Source organism: Thalassotalea agarivorans (assembly GCF_030295955.1).
In the GTDB taxonomy this organism is placed as follows: domain Bacteria; phylum Pseudomonadota; class Gammaproteobacteria; order Enterobacterales; family Alteromonadaceae; genus Thalassotalea_D; species Thalassotalea_D agarivorans.
This window is the reverse complement of sequence record NZ_AP027363.1, coordinates 1209154-1225708: the sequence shown is the minus strand read 5'-3', so window position 1 is coordinate 1225708 and position 16555 is coordinate 1209154. Positions and strand designations below refer to the sequence as shown.

Genomic DNA, 16555 nt, shown 5'->3' with positions numbered 1-16555 from the left:
AAGTTCCTCTTAATGCGACGTGTTATGAACTAAATCGTTTTGGGGCAGGATTTAATTTCAGTGTACTCCTAATTACGCAAATGTAAAAACTTTCTGTCAGCATTTTTCAATTTTTCACAAAAGGCTTAAATTCATCCTTTTTTTAACTGTTTTTTGACCTTTTTAAACTTGTGATAATACAGCGAAATCAGGTATTCTATGCGTCATTTGAAAATTAAGTATTCCCATTGGCGTAAAGATGGGTAAAAGAGACAATCTTTAATGGAATCTGTATACAATCCACAGGCGATTGAAGCCGAAGTTCAGGCATCGTGGGCCAAAAACAAAACGTTTAAAGCGGTAGAAGACGCAACCAAAGAAAAGTTTTATTGTTTATCAATGTTCCCATATCCAAGTGGTCGCCTCCACATGGGCCATGTGCGTAACTACAGCTTAGGTGACGTAATCTCGCGTTATCAACGCATGCAAGGTAAGAATGTATTGCAACCTATGGGTTGGGATGCGTTTGGTTTACCTGCTGAAAATGCAGCCATTAAAAATAACTCTGCACCTGCCAAATGGACATATCAAAACATTGATTACATGCGTAACCAGCTTAAGTCATTGGGCTTTGGTTACGACTGGGACCGAGAATTAGCCACCTGTACAAAAGAATATTACCGTTGGGAGCAATGGTTTTTCACTAAGCTTTATGAGAAAGGCTTAGTGTACAAGAAAAATGCGACGGTAAACTGGGATCCGGTTGACCAAACAGTATTGGCAAACGAGCAAGTTATTGACGGCCGTGGCTGGCGCAGTGGTGCTATTGTAGAACGCAAAGAAATTCCGCAGTGGTTTATAAAAATTACCGATTACGCAGAAGAGCTGTTAAATGACTTAGACCAACTGGAAGGTTGGCCTGAGCAAGTTAAAACTATGCAGCGTAACTGGATTGGCCGCAGCGAAGGTGTTGAAATGACCTTTAGCGTTGCCGGTAGTGATGATGCCTTCGATATCTATACAACACGTCCAGATACAGTCATGGGTGTTACTTACGTGGCACTTGCCGCACAGCATCCACTAGCACTAGCAGCTGCGCAAAACAACCCTGCACTTGCAGCGTTTATTGAAAAAACAAAGCTTGAAAACGCGTCAGAAGCCGACATGGCCACCATCGAAAAAGAAGGTGTAGACACTGGCTTAAAAGCAATCCACCCACTAACAGGTGAAGAAGTACCTGTTTGGGCAGCTAACTTCGTATTGATGGACTACGGCTCAGGTGCTGTTATGTCTGTGCCTGGCCATGACCAACGCGATTGGGAATTTGCCACTAAATACGGCCTACCAATCACACAAGTTATCGAAGGCCAAGAAGGCGACGATATCAGCAAAGCGGCAATCGTTGAAAAGAATACCTTGATTAACTCAGGTGACTTTAACGGTTTAGACTTCGACGCGGCATTTAAAGCAATTTCAGATACCTTAGTTGCAGCGGGCAATGGTAAAGTTACTGTGAACTACCGTTTACGCGACTGGGGCGTTTCACGTCAACGTTACTGGGGTACGCCAATTCCAATGATCAATTTGGAAAATGGTGAATCTGTGCCAGTACCAGCAGACCAATTACCAGTTGAACTGCCAGAAGATGTGGTGATGAATGGTGTTACTTCACCGATCAAAGACGACCCAGAATGGGCAAAAACAACCTATAACGGAGAAGCAGCGTTTAGAGAAACGGATACCTTCGACACCTTTATGGAGTCGTCATGGTATTACGCACGCTACGCATCAAGTGATAGCGATGACGCCATGCTTGATCCAGAAAAAGCAAACTACTGGCTTCCTGTAGACCAATACATCGGTGGTATTGAACACGCGATATTACACTTGTTGTATGCTCGCTTCTTCCACAAATTATTGCGTGACGTTGGTTTAGTTGAGTCTGACGAGCCATTTAAAAGCTTGTTATGCCAAGGTATGGTGCTTGCAGATACTTATTACCGCGAAGCAGAAAACGGTGCACAAGACTGGATTTCACCAACTGATGTAGACGTTGAGCGCAATGAAAAAGGTCAAGTAACCAAAGCGACAAGCAAATTAGACGGTCAACCAGTTATTTCTGCTGGTATGAGCAAAATGTCTAAGTCAAAGAACAATGGTATCGACCCGCAACAGGTTATCGATCAGTTTGGTGCTGATACGGTACGTTTGTTTATTATGTTTACTTCTCCACCAGAGCAAACGCTAGAATGGTCAGATTCAGGTGTTGAAGGTGCTAACCGTTTTATCAAACGTGTTTGGAAATACGCAAACGACGTAATTACGTCGGGCGATGCGTCGGCACTAGCTGATGTCAGCTTATCAAGCCAGCACAAAAACTTACGCCGAGAGCTACATAAAACAATCGCTAAAGTGAGCGACGACATTGGCCGTCGTAACACCTTTAACACGGCGATTGCGGCAATCATGGAATTAATGAATCACGTCACTAAAGCGCCACTTGAAAGCGACGCTGACAAAGCAGTTGCCCATGAAGCTTTGCGTGCGATTGTGTTGATGTTAAGCCCAATTACACCGCATGTGTGCCACAAACTTTGGCAAACACTTAGCGATAGCGAGCAAATTGAAGATGCCGCCTGGCCACAAGTGGACAACAGCGCCCTAGTGGAAGACGAAAAACTAATCATTGTGCAAGTTAACGGCAAGCTGCGAGCAAAAATTACCGTTGCTGCAGATGCTGCGCAAGCAGACGTTGAAGGCATTGCAATGTCAGAAGAAAACGTGTCTAAGTTTATTGAAGGTAAAACGGTGCGTAAGGTTATTTTTGTACCGGGTAAACTACTTAACATAGTGGCGAACTAAGATGATCCCTTCTTGGCTAAAAACCTCGCTATTAGTGCTTTCATTGTTAAGCACAGTAGCGAGCTGTGGCTTTCGACTTCGCGGCAGTTACTTAATTGCCCCTGAATTACAAACGTTAAATGTAACGTCTGTTGATAATCACGGCGAGTTAACCCGCGAAGTTAAACGTCACCTAGCCAACAATCAAATTACTATCGTGCCTAACTTTGACGCTAATGTACCAGAGCTTTACTTAATGCAAGACAAGCTTGATAGACGTACCTTGTCATTGTTTCCAAATGGCCAAGTAGCTGAATACGAATTGATTTACACCGTTCGCTATCAAATTCGTTTTAAAGACAAATCGCCACGCGAATTTGTTTTTGAACTAAATCGCGATTATCAAGAAGATCCACGTGTTGCTTTGGCAAAAAGCCGAGAGCTTAACTTGATGCTAAAAGAAATGCGTATTGAAGCGGCAGACAAGATCTTACGCGACATGGCCAGTATTTCTGTGGATTAGCCAATGGCGAGAATTTACCATAATCAACTTCAACAGCAGCTCAACAAGCCGTTGGCACCGTTTTGGTTGATTTTTGGTGATGAACCTTGGCAAAAACTCGACGCGCTCAATCAAATTAAACAACTTGCTCCCATCCAAGGGTTTGAGGAAGTTATTAACTTTAGTGCAGACGATGGGTTTGATTGGCAGGAGCTGAGACAAGAATATCAAGCGATGAGCTTGTTCGCGCAGCGCAAAGTCATAGTGCTGTCGTTGCACTCTTCAAAACTTAATGAACAAGCCAGTAATCACCTTATAGCGATAAGCGAAGACATATCCCCTGATATCGTTCTGATTATCCATGGGCCTCGTTTAGACGCACAAGCACAAAAGCGAAAGTGGTTTAAGGCCTTGTCTGCAGAGGCTATTTTTCTACCTGTTTACGACATTGACGGCAAACACCTTATTAACTGGGTTAATCAGCGTGCTCATTTTCATCAGCTACGCTTAGCTGGCAATGTGCCTCAGTTACTAGCACAGTTATTCGAAGGTAACCTACCGTCACTCGATCAAGAATTAGCAAAACTTGCTATTAGCTATCAAGGGCAAACCATTACCCAAGAGATCGCTGAATCTATCGTAACTAAGCAAGCAAAATTCAACCCGTTTCAACTAACCGATACACTTCTGCAAGGCGATGTCGCTAAATGCGCCGACATGCTTAACAGCATGAAACATGAAGGGGTAGCAGCGGGACAATTGATTTGGACCTTGCACAAAGAGTGTTCACAGCTCTATGCCATGAAAGCGGCATTGCAACAAGGCAGTGATGTTAACCAAGTATTAAGCGATCATAAAGTGTGGAAAAACAAAACAGCACTTTATCAAAAAGCCCTGCAAAGCATTTCCATGGACAACCTTAATGAAGTGCTTAAACGCATTGCGCAAGTCGATTTTACCTTAAAAAGTGCCAGTGAATTTGACCCGTTTGTGTTGCTTACCGACCTATGTGTCGCCTTGTACCATGGTGAAACTTTACAGCACTATTCATTAGATTATGTCGCACAATAACAACAGTGCTATCGCCCTATTAGGTGGCACCTTTGATCCCGTGCACAATGGGCATATTGCGATGGCTAATCATGTCGCAGATTTCCTTGGGCTAGACAAGGTTTCCCTGATGCCCGCATTTATTCCGCCGCACAAAAACAGCACAAAAACGTCGGTAGAACATCGCGTTGCTATGCTTGAGCTTGCCATAAAACAGCAGCCTAGATTAAATTTGGACTTACGCGAGCTATCACGTAATGCGCCATCCTTTACAGTGGATACACTAAAAGAGCTAAAGCAAGCGCAGCCTGACCGAGTTATTTATTTCTTGATTGGTATGGACTCTTTGTTAAGTTTTAACACATGGAAAAACTACGAGCAGATACTAACCCTTTGCCATCTTGTGGTAACAACCAGGCCGGGGTTCGATCCAAACAAAGCAAACGATACCGTAAAGGCAATTATTGCCAACGCTAAAGCCACTGAATACGCGCAAGCAGGTCAAATCATTTTTACGCCACCTTTTGCCGCCGATATGTCATCAACCGAGCTTAGACAAGCTATTGTACAAGGCACAGATAATAGCAACGAAATACCCCTGCCCAAAGCCGTATTAAGCTACATTAAACAGCATCAATTGTATCAAGCATAGCGCTCCATTTTTTGATAAACATCGTTCCATTTCGACAAAACTACGAAAAGGTTAATAGTTGTTACAATTTGCACGTGATACGCCTTACTCCTAGCTATAAATAGTGATATGATAAAAGCAATGCATATACAGTAAGGAACCCACTTTGGCTAAAAGTATGTCATCAGACGCACTAGCATCATTTGTCGTAGAAAAAATCGAGGATATAAAAGGCCGCGATATAGAAACATTAAACATGCAAGGCAAAGCCGAATTTGCCGACTATATGGTGGTATGTTCAGGTAATTCAAATCGTCACGTTAAGTCTGTAGCCCAAGCGGTAGTAGTAGAGTGTAGAGCACAAGGGGTAGAACCTTTAGGTGTAGAAGGTAACGATATTGGTGAATGGTCTCTTGTTGATTTAGGTAGCGTCGTGGTACATATCATGACCGACGAAATGCGCGATCGATATCAATTAGAGCAACTCTGGAGCTAATCCCTCATATGAAGTTAACACTGTACGCGGTGGGCAATAAAATGCCGCAGTGGATTACCCAAGGGTTTGAAGAATATAGCCGCCGATTTCCGCGAGATCTTTCCTTTCATCTTGTCGAAATTACACCAGGCAAGCGCGGTAAAAACGCCGATATAGCGCGCATTTTGGAAAAAGAGGGTCAAGCTATGTTGGCCGCGATTCCCAAAGGCTCCCGCATTGTTACTTTAGAAGTTGAAGGTAAACCTTGGACCACACCGCAACTAGCAACTCAATTAGAAAAGTGGCAAAACGACGGACGAGACGTTGCCCTGCTTGTTGGCGGGCCAGAAGGTTTAGCACCAGCCTGCATTCAAGCGTCTGAGCAAAAATGGTCGCTGTCTCCACTCACCCTGCCACATCCAATGGTTAGAGTGTTTGTCGCGGAAAGCTTGTACCGCGCTTGGAGCATTAACAACAACCACCCTTATCACAGAGAGTAACGGTGAAAAGAAGTAAACGCGTCGCCATACGAAATCATACCGCTGAAGCAAATTTGTTCGCTCGTCGCACATTTATTGCCTTTATTGGCGTGATTGGTTTATTGCTTTTACTTTTTAGTAATGTGTTTCACTTAGAAGTTACCTCGTTTGAAAAATACCAAACCCAGTCGAACAGTAACCGAATCAAGCTCTTACCTGTGGCGCCAAATAGGGGCCTTATATACGACCGTAACGGCGTTTTATTAGCAGAAAATATTCCTATTTACAGCTTGGAAGTTATTCCTGAGCAAGTAGAAGACTTAGAGCAAACCGTTAAAGACGTGAGCGCCCTACTTGGCATTATTGAAGAGCGCGGCGACAAGCTAATTCAAGCGGCTAAACGCAAACGTCGATTTAAACCGATTGAATTGCATCCAAGGCTTAGCGACGAGCAAGTGGCACTGTTTTCGGTAAATCAGCACAAGTTTCCAGGGGTATTTATTGATGCCCGTTTAAAACGCTATTATCCGTTTGCTGATTTAACAACGCATACCGTTGGCTATGTTGCGCGTATTAATCGCCGCGACACCATTAAGTTGGAAGAGCAAGGCGTTAGCGAGAACTATGCCGCTACTCGTAATATCGGCAAACTAGGGCTAGAACGTTTTTATGAAGACATGCTGCACGGCACCGCTGGCCACCAAGAAGTTGAGGTAAACAACCAAGGCCGCATCCTAAGAACGTTAGATTATACGCCGCCCATCGCCGGTAAAGATATTACCCTTACATTAGACATTGAATTACAAATGGTAGCTAAACGTGCCTTGGCAGGAAAGCGTGGCGCCATTGTTGCTATCGACCCCCGTAGTGGCGACGTGCTAGCGATGTACTCTAACCCAAGCTACGACGCTAACTTGTTTGTGCATGGCATTAGTAGTAACAATTATAAAAAGCTGCTTAACGACAGAAACCTACCGCTGATCAATCGAACTGTACAGGGTTATCCGCCCGCTTCAACCGTAAAACCCTTTATTGCCCTTTTAGGATTAGAAGAACGCCTGATTACACCAGCGACCAAAATCTGGGATGACGGCACTTATCATTTAGAAGGCACCGAAGCGCGCTATCGTGACTGGAAAGCTTGGGGTCATGGTTGGGTCAATTTAACCAAGGCAATTGAACAGTCGTGTAATATTTACTTTTACGATTTGGCTTACAAGCTCGGTATTACCAAAATTAGTGAGTTTTCTACCCTATTTGGTTTTGGCGAGTATACCGGTATAGACATTCATGAAGAAAACCGCGCCATCATGCCGAGCGTGCAATGGAAGCGAGCGCGCTATAACCAACCATGGTATACCGGTGAAACCATTTCGATTGGTATCGGTCAAAGTTTTTGGACGGTCACGCCGCTGCAGTTAGCACAGGCGTTAGCTAACTTGGTTAACAAAGGCGAAATCAAAGTACCGCATCTGCTGAAAAGCTATAAAGAACAAATAGCGGATGAAGAAACAGAAACCATGCAGTGGGTTGATACGGCATTTGAAACAGAGCAACGCCCACCGATTGTTTTAGACAATGAAAAGCACTGGGACTATGTACTCGACGCAATGCACAACACAGTACAAAAGCCGGGAGCAACAGGGCATGCGGCGTTTATTGGCACTCGATATGACGCGGCAGGTAAAACCGGCTCTGCGCAGGTTGCTAGCCTTGGCCAAGACGAAGAATACGACGCGGAAAATACTGCAGAAAACAAACGAGATAACGCTATGTTTATCGCCTTTGCACCATACGAGGCGCCAGAAATTGTGGTTGCCGTTGCCATAGAAAACGTGGCAAAAGGTGGTGGTGCAACGAACGCGGCGCCAGTGGCCAGACAAATTATGGACCAGTACTTTGGCGACAGAGAAATTGTATCTCAAAATAAAGCCGTGCACCCGCTGCATAGAAAAACCTATAAACCAAGCAAACAACCTAGGACAAGAGGATAGTCGTGCGCACCCCAGCTCAGGATCAACATAGACTTACGTTTTGGCAGAAAATCCATATCGATTTTCCGCTATTGCTTGGTTTATTGGCGCTTATGGTACTTGGCCTCTTCGTTGTTTATAGCGCCGGCGGACAAGATATAGATTTAGTGATCAGGCAGGCTGTGCGTTTGGGCGTTGGCTTGGTTGTAATGCTTATTGTAGCGCAAGTTTCGCCACTAGCGTATCGGCGCTGGGCACAGTGGTTCTTTTTAGTCGGCGTGTTAATGCTAGTAGGCGTGTTACTTTTTGGCCATGTTGGTAAAGGCGCGCAGCGCTGGCTAGATTTAGGTTTTATGAAGTTTCAACCGTCTGAAATTATGAAACTTGTGGTACCTATCACTATTGCTTGGTTTATCAGTAAGAAGAATTTACCCGTCTCTATTGGCAATGTATTTGTCGCCTTTGTGTTGGTACTAATTCCAACCTTACTCATCGCACGGCAACCAGACTTAGGAACATCACTGCTGATTGCGAGTTCTGGCATCTTCGTTATTTTCTTAGCCGGTGTTAGCTGGCGACTAATTTTATTATGTGTTGGCCTTGTTGGCGCCTTTATGCCAGTGCTGTGGATGTTCTTAATGAAAGAATATCAAAAGCAGCGCGTACTAACCTTTTTAGATCCAGAAAAAGATCCTTTGGGCAGTGGTTACCATATTATTCAATCAAAAATTGCTATTGGCTCAGGTGGTGTTAATGGTAAAGGTTGGCTACAAGGGACGCAGTCACAACTTGAATTTTTACCTGAACGTCATACCGATTTTATCTTCTCAGTATTTAGTGAAGAATTTGGTTTAATTGGCGTTGCATTATTGCTATTGATATATCTGTTTATTGTTTTTCGCGGTCTATGGATCGCCGTAAATGCCCAACATGCGTTTACTAAACTGCTTGCAGGCAGTATTACCTTAACCTTTTTTGTTTACGTTTTTGTAAACATAGGTATGGTTTCTGGCCTGCTGCCCGTAGTGGGCGTGCCTTTGCCGCTAGTTAGCTATGGTGGCACGTCAATGGTGACATTAATGGCAGGTTTTGGCATGCTTATGGCAATAAGTACGCATCGACGATTTATTAATTAACACATTATTATTAGAACAACAGTGAAAAAACTAACATCAATTGCGCTAACAATACTGCTGTGCTCATGTGCAAGTAGCAACAGCAGATACAGTCAAGAACACGACAGCATTCCTGACCAAGTACCAACCTTGGCTCAGCTGCAAGATGCTGTGCCTAAAAATGAGCCTAAAAGTCGTGGGGGCAACAAAGACTACGAACAATGGGGCGTACAATATAGCGTGCTTGATAGCGCTAAAGGCTTTAGTGCCGACGGCATAGCGTCGTGGTACGGCGAAAAGTTTCACGGTAGAGCAACCTCTAACGGTGAAATCTATGACATGTATGCAATGACGGCAGCACATAAATCGCTGCCTCTGCCAAGCTATGTTCGCGTAACCAATAAAGCCAATGGCAAATCGGTTGTTGTGCGCGTTAATGACAGAGGTCCTTTTCATGAAGACCGCATCATTGACTTGTCCTATAGCGCGGCATACAAATTAGACATGGTAAGAACAGGCACAGCGCAAGTGCATGTGGAAGCGATAACTGACTTTAACGACATTGTTCAGGTGCGCCCAATTAGTAAGCGCGATGAGTTTGCTGAAGATGTGGTGGTTAAACGCAGCCCAACAAGCACCCAGCAAACCAATGTAGCAAAAGGCTTTTATATTCAGGTAATGGCAACCGGTGACGAGTTTAAAGCAAAGCAAACGGCGGAGAAACTTGCATCGCTTTATCGCCATGAGGCAATTTGGCCAGAACAAGATGGAATTTTTCGTGTTCAGTTAGGTCCAATTAATGACCCTGATCGCCAAACGTATTTATTGAACTTGTTGAAGAAGATGGGTTACCCCAAAGCTTTTGCAAGATTAAACTAACTCGCAGGCGCGCTCACGAGCGTGCCCGCTAATTTAAACACTAAGACGACATAATTTTCAAACATGATGAAACGAATCACATTAACTTCTCTTTTTAGCGCCCTAGCCTTTTCCGTGGCTGGTTTTTCCAATGCTGCCAATATTATTCCGTCGCCACCGCAAATTAATGCTAAAGGTTACATTTTGCTTGATTACAATACAGGCAAAGTCATCGCTGAAGGCAATGCTGATATGCAATTAGCGCCAGCAAGTTTAACTAAGATAATGACTAGCTATATTATCGGTAAAGAATTACAAGCCGGTAATATCCACAAAGACGATAAAGTAAAAATCAGTGAAAAAGCGTGGGCCAAGAACTTCCCTGACTCTTCAAAAATGTTTATTGAAGTAGGTAAAGAAGTGTCTGTTGATGACCTTAACCAGGGCATCATCGTGGCATCAGGTAACGATGCTTGTGTTGCTATGGCCGAGCACATTGCTGGTAGTGAAGACGCCTTTGCTGATCTTATGAACGCTCACGCCGAACAGCTTGGTTTGTCGAGCACTTACTTTGAGAACAGCCATGGTTTAGATTCAAAAGACCATTTCACTACACCACGTGATATGTCGACCCTAGCTATATCACTTATTCGTGATGTACCAGAAGAATATGCTATCTATAAGCAAAAATCGTTCACCTTTGGTGGCATTAAGCAGCACAACCGTAACACCCTACTTTGGGACAAAAGCCTAAACGTAGATGGCATGAAAACAGGCCATACTTCACAGGCAGGTTACTCACTTGTTTCATCAGCAACTAAAGGCGATATGCGCCTTGTCACCGTTGTTATGGGTACTGACAGCGAACGTGCTCGTAAAGTAGAAACCAAAAAACTACTTAACTATGGTTTTAGATTCTTTGAAACATACACGCCTTATAAAGCAGGCAGCAAGTTTGTGAGCAATCGTGTGTGGATGGGTGACACAGAACAAGTTGATTTAGGTATTGCCGTCGATACGCCAATTACTATTCCACGAGGTCAACGCAAAAACCTAAAAGCAAATTTCGAACTTAACGACAAGTTAATTGCGCCACTGAGTAAAGGCCAAGTAGTAGGTAAATTGTTCTTACAGTTAAATGGTGAAGATATTGCTGAATACCCGCTTGTTACGCTTGCTGAAGTGCAAGAAGGTGGCATGTTTGATAAAGCGGTTGATTATATTAAGTTGCAGTTTGTTGACTAGTTATATTTTCATTTGAAAAAGGCTCCTTTTTGGAGCCTTTTTTGTTAATCATCTAATGGCGACTTAGCGCCAGATTTATGCTTCCCTAATACATGGGTATAAATTTGTGTTGTTTTAACGTCCTCGTGCCCTAATAACTCCTGTACGACCCTAATGTCATGGCCTGTTTCTAATAATCGTGTTGCGAAACTATGTCTGAAGGTATGAGACGTTACTCGTTTAATAATTGACGTATTTGCGACAGCCTTTTTTAATGCTTTACGAAATGTTGTTTGATGCAAATGATGACGACAAATATAGCCATCGTATGGGTGTTCACAACGGGTGCTAGAAATAAACAAATACTGCCAGGCAATATGCTTGACCGCATTTCCATACTTTCTTATCAAAGCTGGTGGTAATGATGTCATGCCATATCCATCAACTACATCTTTTGCATGTATTTTTTCAACTTTCTTCATCTGTCGTTTAACCGCCTCGTGCAATTTAATAGGAAACAGTGTCATTCTGTCTTTCTGACCTTTTGAGCGAAAGATAAAAATGGTATTTCTTTCAAAATCAAAATCTTTCATTCTTAACCGTAACACTTCTGAAATTCGCATACCGCCACCATACATAAGAGCAGCAATAAGCTGGTATACACCACTCATTTGCTTTATAACGGTCATGGCTTCTATATGCGTTAATACTTGAGGCACACGTTGTGGCGATTTGGCATACTGAAATTTCATGTTGTTCAATGGTTGCTCTACAACATGTTTATATAAAAACGACAAAGCGCAAAGCGCTTGGTTTTGAGTCGTTGGTGACACTTTTCTTTGAACAGCTAAAAAACTCAAAAAATGCTCGACCTCTGGCTCCGCCATACGTTCTACATTCCTATATTTGTTAAAAAACATGAAATATTTCACCCAATGCAAATAGGCTTTTTCTGTCTTCAAACTATAGTGTTTCGCTCTGCATACTAATCTAAATCTATCAATCAAATCATTATTCATATTTTCTTCCTTAAAAATAAACTGTATATATATACAGGTATAATATAGAAATTGATAAAATACTAAGTTTCCTTCCTATTATTTTTTAAACTAGACTATCAGCCCAGATTAACACCATCTTAACATGTTGTTTTATAGTAGATTTTTATTCAATGATAGGTTTTAATAGGAAACTCGTTATATAGATTCTCGTTTTTATATTTCAACTCTTTTATCTAGAAAATAGAAATGCAGAGAATATATTTATAAATTAATAAGTTATTGGGACTAACTTTATAAAGCCACACTTAAATTGTGGGGTTTTAACAGGAATTCCCGATATTAAGCGTTAAACAATTGAGCTAAATATATGCCATCAAAAAAACCGGATGATTTCTATGAACTCTATCTACAGATAGTGAGTAGCCATATTGTGAAGGGGCCATTTATGGCACTATCATTTGGATTCACATCAGCTCATATATTTGTATTTATTCTTGGCTTATTTTTCGAGGAGTTCATTTCTAGAGCGGGAAATATGATTATTGTCTCAATGACTGTGTCCATTTGTATTAGCGGTATTCTTAGCTCTAGGCGAAAGAAACATGTTTAACAAGCAACAGCTGTCGCCCCTGCGGGGCTGGGACGGCCTTTCCGCTGCTTCGCAGCTCCAAATCCGCCCCAGTGTTGGGCGTTATGTTTGAGTCAGGTATGGACGAAGATTTAAAGAAAAAAGTAGATATTGTAGTAGGGTTAAGCCGCCTAGCAGGTGGTACATTGATACTTGTTGGTAGTATTTTGGTATTTGTTTTTACTCAAGCCGCGCTAGATCCAAATGCTTCGATTGAAATCAATGGTGTTCCAACTAAAGATCAAACAGACAAAATTGTGGCGGCAATTTTCACGGCATTGTTTCCATTAATAGGTCTGTTCCTATCTTTTGCACCAGCAAAGCTACTTGATAAATGGGCAGCAAAGATTATTGGTCGTTTGAGTTAATCTCAAACATAACAAGCCGTTTAAGGTATGGACGTCTAACGCATGGCTGACGTTCGTTCCTCACGATTATAGCCATGCATTATCCGCCCCTTAACGGAGCGTTATACGTATTACGTCACAATTAGCATTCTCATCTGAAAGGATTTATATGAAAAAATATTTATTACTACTCTTGGTACTTACTTCAAATAGTATTTTTGCTGAAGGCAGTGTTAAAGGTGATCTATGGATTTGGGAAGAAAATAGTAAAGCACATACATTTTCTATACGTTTACTTAAAGGTGATAATGGCTATAGCGGGACGTATTGTGCGGTTGGCGCAAGTGGTAACAGAATGGATTGTAGCCCTCAAAAATATGCTAAATGGTTTAATTTTACCGAAGATAATCCAAGTTTTACTTTCACTACTAACCGAGACAGAAAAAAAGGGAAAGCTAAACTTACCAAACAAAATAACAAATGGGTTTGGGAGTTAATTGAGCCACCTAAAGGCGAGCATTATGCACCTAAAAAAGCAGTGCTAAAAAAGTATATAAAAAAGTCTTAGTATAAAAAATACGTATAACAAGCTATTAAACAAGGACAAAATAAAGTTGGCTTTTTGTTCACTCCGTTCACCTATTTTAGCCAACTCTATTTTGCCTGTTAATAGGGCGTTATGTTTACAAAGGAAGTCAATGCTAGTTCTTCAGCTCGAAGCTAAATATCAAGAACGTGATGATGCATATAATCTAGATGAGTCATATCCTGTACTTGCTATTACACAAAGCGATGATATTAAAATCGCCACGAAATGTGCCAGTGATTTAATGTCAGAGAATGGTTGGGGAGATTTTAATTTCTCGCGTTATGGAACTATTAAGGGATCAAATGATGCACCTAAATCTTTTGGTGATCCTAAAGAGTGGCAAAAGACACTAGATGAGTGCGGTGCAATTTATATCGTGTACACATCGTAAACATAACAAGGCCATTAAGTCGAGGGACATAAAACAGTTGGTTTGTCGCTCGTGCCTCGCTAAAGTATAACCAACTGATTTTTTGCCCCTTATGGCGGCGTTATGTTTTTATTAATTGGGAGGTATATTGTTTATTCATAAATTAATAAATATTTTGCTTTTCCCTTTTGGATGTTGCTTACTTATTGGTGTATTTAAATGGATCGAATATGAGAGTTTGTGGATTGGGCTTAAAACTTTCTTTTTTACATTTGTATTTGTTGCCCCTGTTTTTATTGCCATAAACTTTAGAGTATTAAAGTCCTTGTATAAAGATAAAAATTTATAGTATTTGAAACATAACAAACCAATTAAAGTGGACAAATAACAGCTTGGCTTTGTTCACTTCGTTCACGATTTTAGCCAAGCATTATTTGCCCGTTATTGGGGCGTTATATTTTTATGGAGGTATCGTGAGTAAAACTTGGTCATTGGAAGATGTAACGTTAATTGCGAAAGAAGCTCCTTATACCTTTTACTTGCCATCCAAGTCTGTAATCAACCAGCTTCAAGTCGGTAGCGTTGTAAAATTAATGTTCAATTGCAATGTAGAAAACGAACAGGGTTGGTCAGCCGAAAGAATGTGGGTCATCATTACGGAAGTAAATGATGGTTACTACAAAGGAACTTTGGATAATGACCCTAGCTATATTCCAGACATTAAATATCAAGACATAGTTGAATTTGAATCTAAGCATATTATGCAAACGGACATAGAAGAGTCAGAAAGCGATATTGTCGAAAAATATAACCCGAGATGTTACGTAACTTCACATGTTCTGAAAGACGGTTTCCCTGTCGGCCAACTATATAGAGAGAAACCAGAAGAAAACGAAAACAATTACAGTGGTTGGACTTTGTTTTCTGGTCTAGAAAATGAGGAATACTTAAATAACTCTGAAAACTGGAATTTCGTATCACTTGGAGCTGTTCTAAATCAATGTGATAGGTTTGCCTCTTTACTAGAGTTGGAGGATTACGAGCACGAATTCACTTGGGATGAATCAATATCAGCGTATGTAAAAATATAACAAACGAATCAACGAACGGACTAAAAAAGCTTGGTTTAGTTCGTTCCTCACTAAGTTTAGCCAAGCTCTTTTAGCCCGTTATTCGGGCGTTAGGTGACTATGAGCGAAGCGTTCCGAATATGGTTTAAATTTGAAATCTGCCTATTCTCTGTACCAGTTGTGCTGATACCAGCAATTGTATTTCAAATAGACTCAAAAGGCGCTCCGGTCGAATTAATTGTACTAGCTGCGAGCTTGTCACTCGGATGTATTCTAGTATTTTATTCTGTCTTTAAATTAATGGGGTACGTATTTGGTAATAAACCAGCAAGACACCCTAAAATGATAATGTTTTTTATTTTATATTGGCTTATCAATTGGTTATTTACGTTCATTAAAAGTAATCAATTGGATACTTTTGCAGTCCAAGTCTTTGCTTTTGCACCAATTATAGTTTTAGGTCATTTAATTTATATCGGACGTGACTACTTTAAAAGCGTCACCTAACAAGGTAATTAAAGTGATTCGCTTGAGTTTGTCATTTTTAGTTGCAAACGACGCAATAAAATTGCCAAACTAGCTCCCACATTATTACGGCGTTATATGCCTATGAAGAAAATACTGGTAGTTCTGTTTTTGGCTTTAATTAGCGTGATGAAAGCCCATGCGTCTACATGTAACGTTAAAAAGCATCCTGATAAATCATTACTCAGCATTACGGTGGAGAATAATGTTAGGCATTTTTCTATACCGGCAGAATTTGAAGGTAAGCCTTTAGATTCAATAGTTATTTGGGTTTTCCCTAAATCAGGTGATACACCGGGTGAATTAGCAATTCCTATTACTTTTGAAATTGAAGGAAAAATAGCAAAAGGCCAATTTAGTGTATCTGGTAATTTTGTTAATTTGGAGTTTCTAGCTATGTACTATAACGGGCTTTGTGGCCCTAGGCTTGAAACTGAAATCGGCATATAACAAGCTGTTTAAAATGGACGCCTTACTGCTTGGCTTGCGCTCATTCTTCGCTAATTTTAGCCAAGCGTAATCTGCCCATTAACAGGGCGTTATTGCAAAGGAAGGTTAGGTGTATAAGTCGAGGTTAATTTGGGGAAATCTCTTGTTTCTAGTTGGTTTTATCCCCGCAGCCATAATGTTAAGTAACATCGCTCCTGATGAAGCTACAGCTCAAGCAGGTTCGGTTGGCTTATTTATATATGTTACGTTGCTTCCAGCAATTGTAATTGGAGCATTACTTTCTATCTCTGCAATTTTAAAACTTAACAGTCTGCAAAAAATCAATAGTGCTAGCTTAAACAACATTGTTGGTTCTATTTCTATTTTTGTAGGTTGGGTAATTTTACTTTTTACTGTTACTGTAATTGGGTTTATTGCTTTTGCTGTTTTGAGTAATTAGCAATGTAAC

Annotated in this window: 17 protein-coding genes; 16 read left to right on the top strand and 1 reads right to left on the bottom strand. The window is 41.3% G+C overall.

Annotation, left to right across the window (positions count from 1 at the left end):
• Nucleotides 1–261: 261 nt before the first annotated feature.
• From leuS to QUD85_RS05725, 10 genes are all read left to right on the top strand, one after another.
• Nucleotides 262–2841 carry a leucine--tRNA ligase gene (gene leuS, locus QUD85_RS05770; protein WP_093332262.1) on the top strand — a complete coding sequence of 860 codons (2580 nt, stop codon included), beginning with the start codon at nt 262–264 and terminating at the stop codon, nt 2839–2841.
• Between the two features lies 1 nt (nt 2842).
• Nucleotides 2843–3343 (top strand): LPS-assembly lipoprotein LptE, encoded by a 501-nt coding sequence (locus tag QUD85_RS05765; protein ID WP_093332260.1) that lies wholly within the window; start codon nt 2843–2845, stop codon nt 3341–3343.
• A gap of 3 nt (nt 3344–3346) precedes the next feature.
• Complete coding sequence (gene holA, locus QUD85_RS05760) at nt 3347–4393, top strand: DNA polymerase III subunit delta (protein ID WP_093332257.1); 1047 nt, start codon at nt 3347–3349, stop codon at nt 4391–4393.
• Nucleotides 4380–5024 carry a nicotinate-nucleotide adenylyltransferase gene (gene nadD / locus QUD85_RS05755; protein WP_093332255.1) on the top strand — a complete coding sequence of 215 codons (645 nt, stop codon included), beginning with the start codon at nt 4380–4382 and terminating at the stop codon, nt 5022–5024. Before holA ends, nadD begins: the two co-directional genes overlap by 14 nt.
• A gap of 157 nt (nt 5025–5181) precedes the next feature.
• A complete protein-coding gene (rsfS, locus tag QUD85_RS05750; protein ID WP_093332252.1) occupies nt 5182–5499 on the top strand; it encodes a ribosome silencing factor in 318 nt (105 codons plus the stop codon).
• Between the two features lie 8 nt (nt 5500–5507).
• A complete protein-coding gene (rlmH, locus tag QUD85_RS05745; RefSeq protein ID WP_093332249.1) occupies nt 5508–5978 on the top strand; it encodes a 23S rRNA (pseudouridine(1915)-N(3))-methyltransferase RlmH in 471 nt (156 codons plus the stop codon).
• 2 nt (nt 5979–5980) lie between these two features.
• Entirely contained in the window at nt 5981–7951 is a 1971-nt protein-coding gene (mrdA, locus tag QUD85_RS05740) for a penicillin-binding protein 2 (RefSeq protein ID WP_093332246.1), read from the top strand.
• A gap of 2 nt (nt 7952–7953) precedes the next feature.
• Complete coding sequence (gene rodA, locus QUD85_RS05735; RefSeq protein ID WP_177168942.1) at nt 7954–9066, top strand: rod shape-determining protein RodA; 1113 nt, start codon at nt 7954–7956, stop codon at nt 9064–9066.
• 21 nt (nt 9067–9087) lie between these two features.
• Nucleotides 9088–9924, top strand: a complete 837-nt coding sequence (locus QUD85_RS05730; RefSeq protein WP_093332240.1) for a septal ring lytic transglycosylase RlpA family protein — start codon at nt 9088–9090, stop codon at nt 9922–9924.
• Between the two features lie 66 nt (nt 9925–9990).
• On the top strand, nt 9991–11148 hold the full coding sequence (locus QUD85_RS05725) for a serine hydrolase (protein WP_093332237.1): 1158 nt from the start codon (nt 9991–9993) through the stop codon (nt 11146–11148).
• 44 nt (nt 11149–11192) lie between these two features.
• Here QUD85_RS05725 and QUD85_RS05720 read toward each other — a convergent pair whose 3' ends face one another.
• On the bottom strand, nt 11193–12146 hold the full coding sequence (locus QUD85_RS05720) for an integron integrase (protein WP_093332234.1): 954 nt from the start codon (nt 12144–12146) through the stop codon (nt 11193–11195).
• Nucleotides 12147–12836: 690 nt separating this feature from the next.
• Between QUD85_RS05720 and QUD85_RS05715 the strand changes: the two genes are divergently transcribed.
• The 6 genes from QUD85_RS05715 to QUD85_RS05690 all read left to right on the top strand — a co-directional run bounded on the left by QUD85_RS05715 (nt 12837) and on the right by QUD85_RS05690 (nt 16546).
• Nucleotides 12837–13124, top strand: a complete 288-nt coding sequence (locus QUD85_RS05715) for a hypothetical protein (protein ID WP_177168941.1) — start codon at nt 12837–12839, stop codon at nt 13122–13124.
• Between the two features lie 148 nt (nt 13125–13272).
• Nucleotides 13273–13671, top strand: coding sequence for a hypothetical protein (locus tag QUD85_RS05710; protein WP_093332225.1), 399 nt, complete (start codon nt 13273–13275; stop codon nt 13669–13671).
• A 130-nt stretch (nt 13672–13801) separates the two neighbouring features.
• Nucleotides 13802–14083, top strand: a complete 282-nt coding sequence (locus tag QUD85_RS05705; RefSeq protein ID WP_093332222.1) for a hypothetical protein — start codon at nt 13802–13804, stop codon at nt 14081–14083.
• A 452-nt stretch (nt 14084–14535) separates the two neighbouring features.
• A complete protein-coding gene (locus QUD85_RS05700; RefSeq protein WP_245732154.1) occupies nt 14536–15153 on the top strand; it encodes an immunity protein Imm33 domain-containing protein in 618 nt (205 codons plus the stop codon).
• Between the two features lie 588 nt (nt 15154–15741).
• Nucleotides 15742–16107, top strand: coding sequence for a hypothetical protein (locus QUD85_RS05695; RefSeq protein ID WP_143047980.1), 366 nt, complete (start codon nt 15742–15744; stop codon nt 16105–16107).
• A 142-nt stretch (nt 16108–16249) separates the two neighbouring features.
• Nucleotides 16250–16546 (top strand): hypothetical protein, encoded by a 297-nt coding sequence (locus QUD85_RS05690; protein WP_143047979.1) that lies wholly within the window; start codon nt 16250–16252, stop codon nt 16544–16546.
• Nucleotides 16547–16555 lie beyond the last annotated feature (9 nt).

Coding starts and splice junctions, on each gene's coding strand:
- leuS (WP_093332262.1), top strand. CDS start 262: ATGGAATCTGTATACAATCCACAGGCGATTGAAGCCGAAGTTCAGGCA.
- QUD85_RS05765 (WP_093332260.1), top strand. CDS start 2,843: ATGATCCCTTCTTGGCTAAAAACCTCGCTATTAGTGCTTTCATTGTTA.
- holA (WP_093332257.1), top strand. CDS start 3,347: ATGGCGAGAATTTACCATAATCAACTTCAACAGCAGCTCAACAAGCCG.
- nadD (WP_093332255.1), top strand. CDS start 4,380: ATGTCGCACAATAACAACAGTGCTATCGCCCTATTAGGTGGCACCTTT.
- rsfS (WP_093332252.1), top strand. CDS start 5,182: ATGTCATCAGACGCACTAGCATCATTTGTCGTAGAAAAAATCGAGGAT.
- rlmH (WP_093332249.1), top strand. CDS start 5,508: ATGAAGTTAACACTGTACGCGGTGGGCAATAAAATGCCGCAGTGGATT.
- QUD85_RS05725 (WP_093332237.1), top strand. CDS start 9,991: ATGAAACGAATCACATTAACTTCTCTTTTTAGCGCCCTAGCCTTTTCC.
- QUD85_RS05720 (WP_093332234.1), bottom strand. CDS start 12,146: ATGAATAATGATTTGATTGATAGATTTAGATTAGTATGCAGAGCGAAA.
- QUD85_RS05715 (WP_177168941.1), top strand. CDS start 12,837: ATGGACGAAGATTTAAAGAAAAAAGTAGATATTGTAGTAGGGTTAAGC.
- QUD85_RS05710 (WP_093332225.1), top strand. CDS start 13,273: ATGAAAAAATATTTATTACTACTCTTGGTACTTACTTCAAATAGTATT.
- QUD85_RS05705 (WP_093332222.1), top strand. CDS start 13,802: ATGCTAGTTCTTCAGCTCGAAGCTAAATATCAAGAACGTGATGATGCA.
- QUD85_RS05695 (WP_143047980.1), top strand. CDS start 15,742: ATGAAGAAAATACTGGTAGTTCTGTTTTTGGCTTTAATTAGCGTGATG.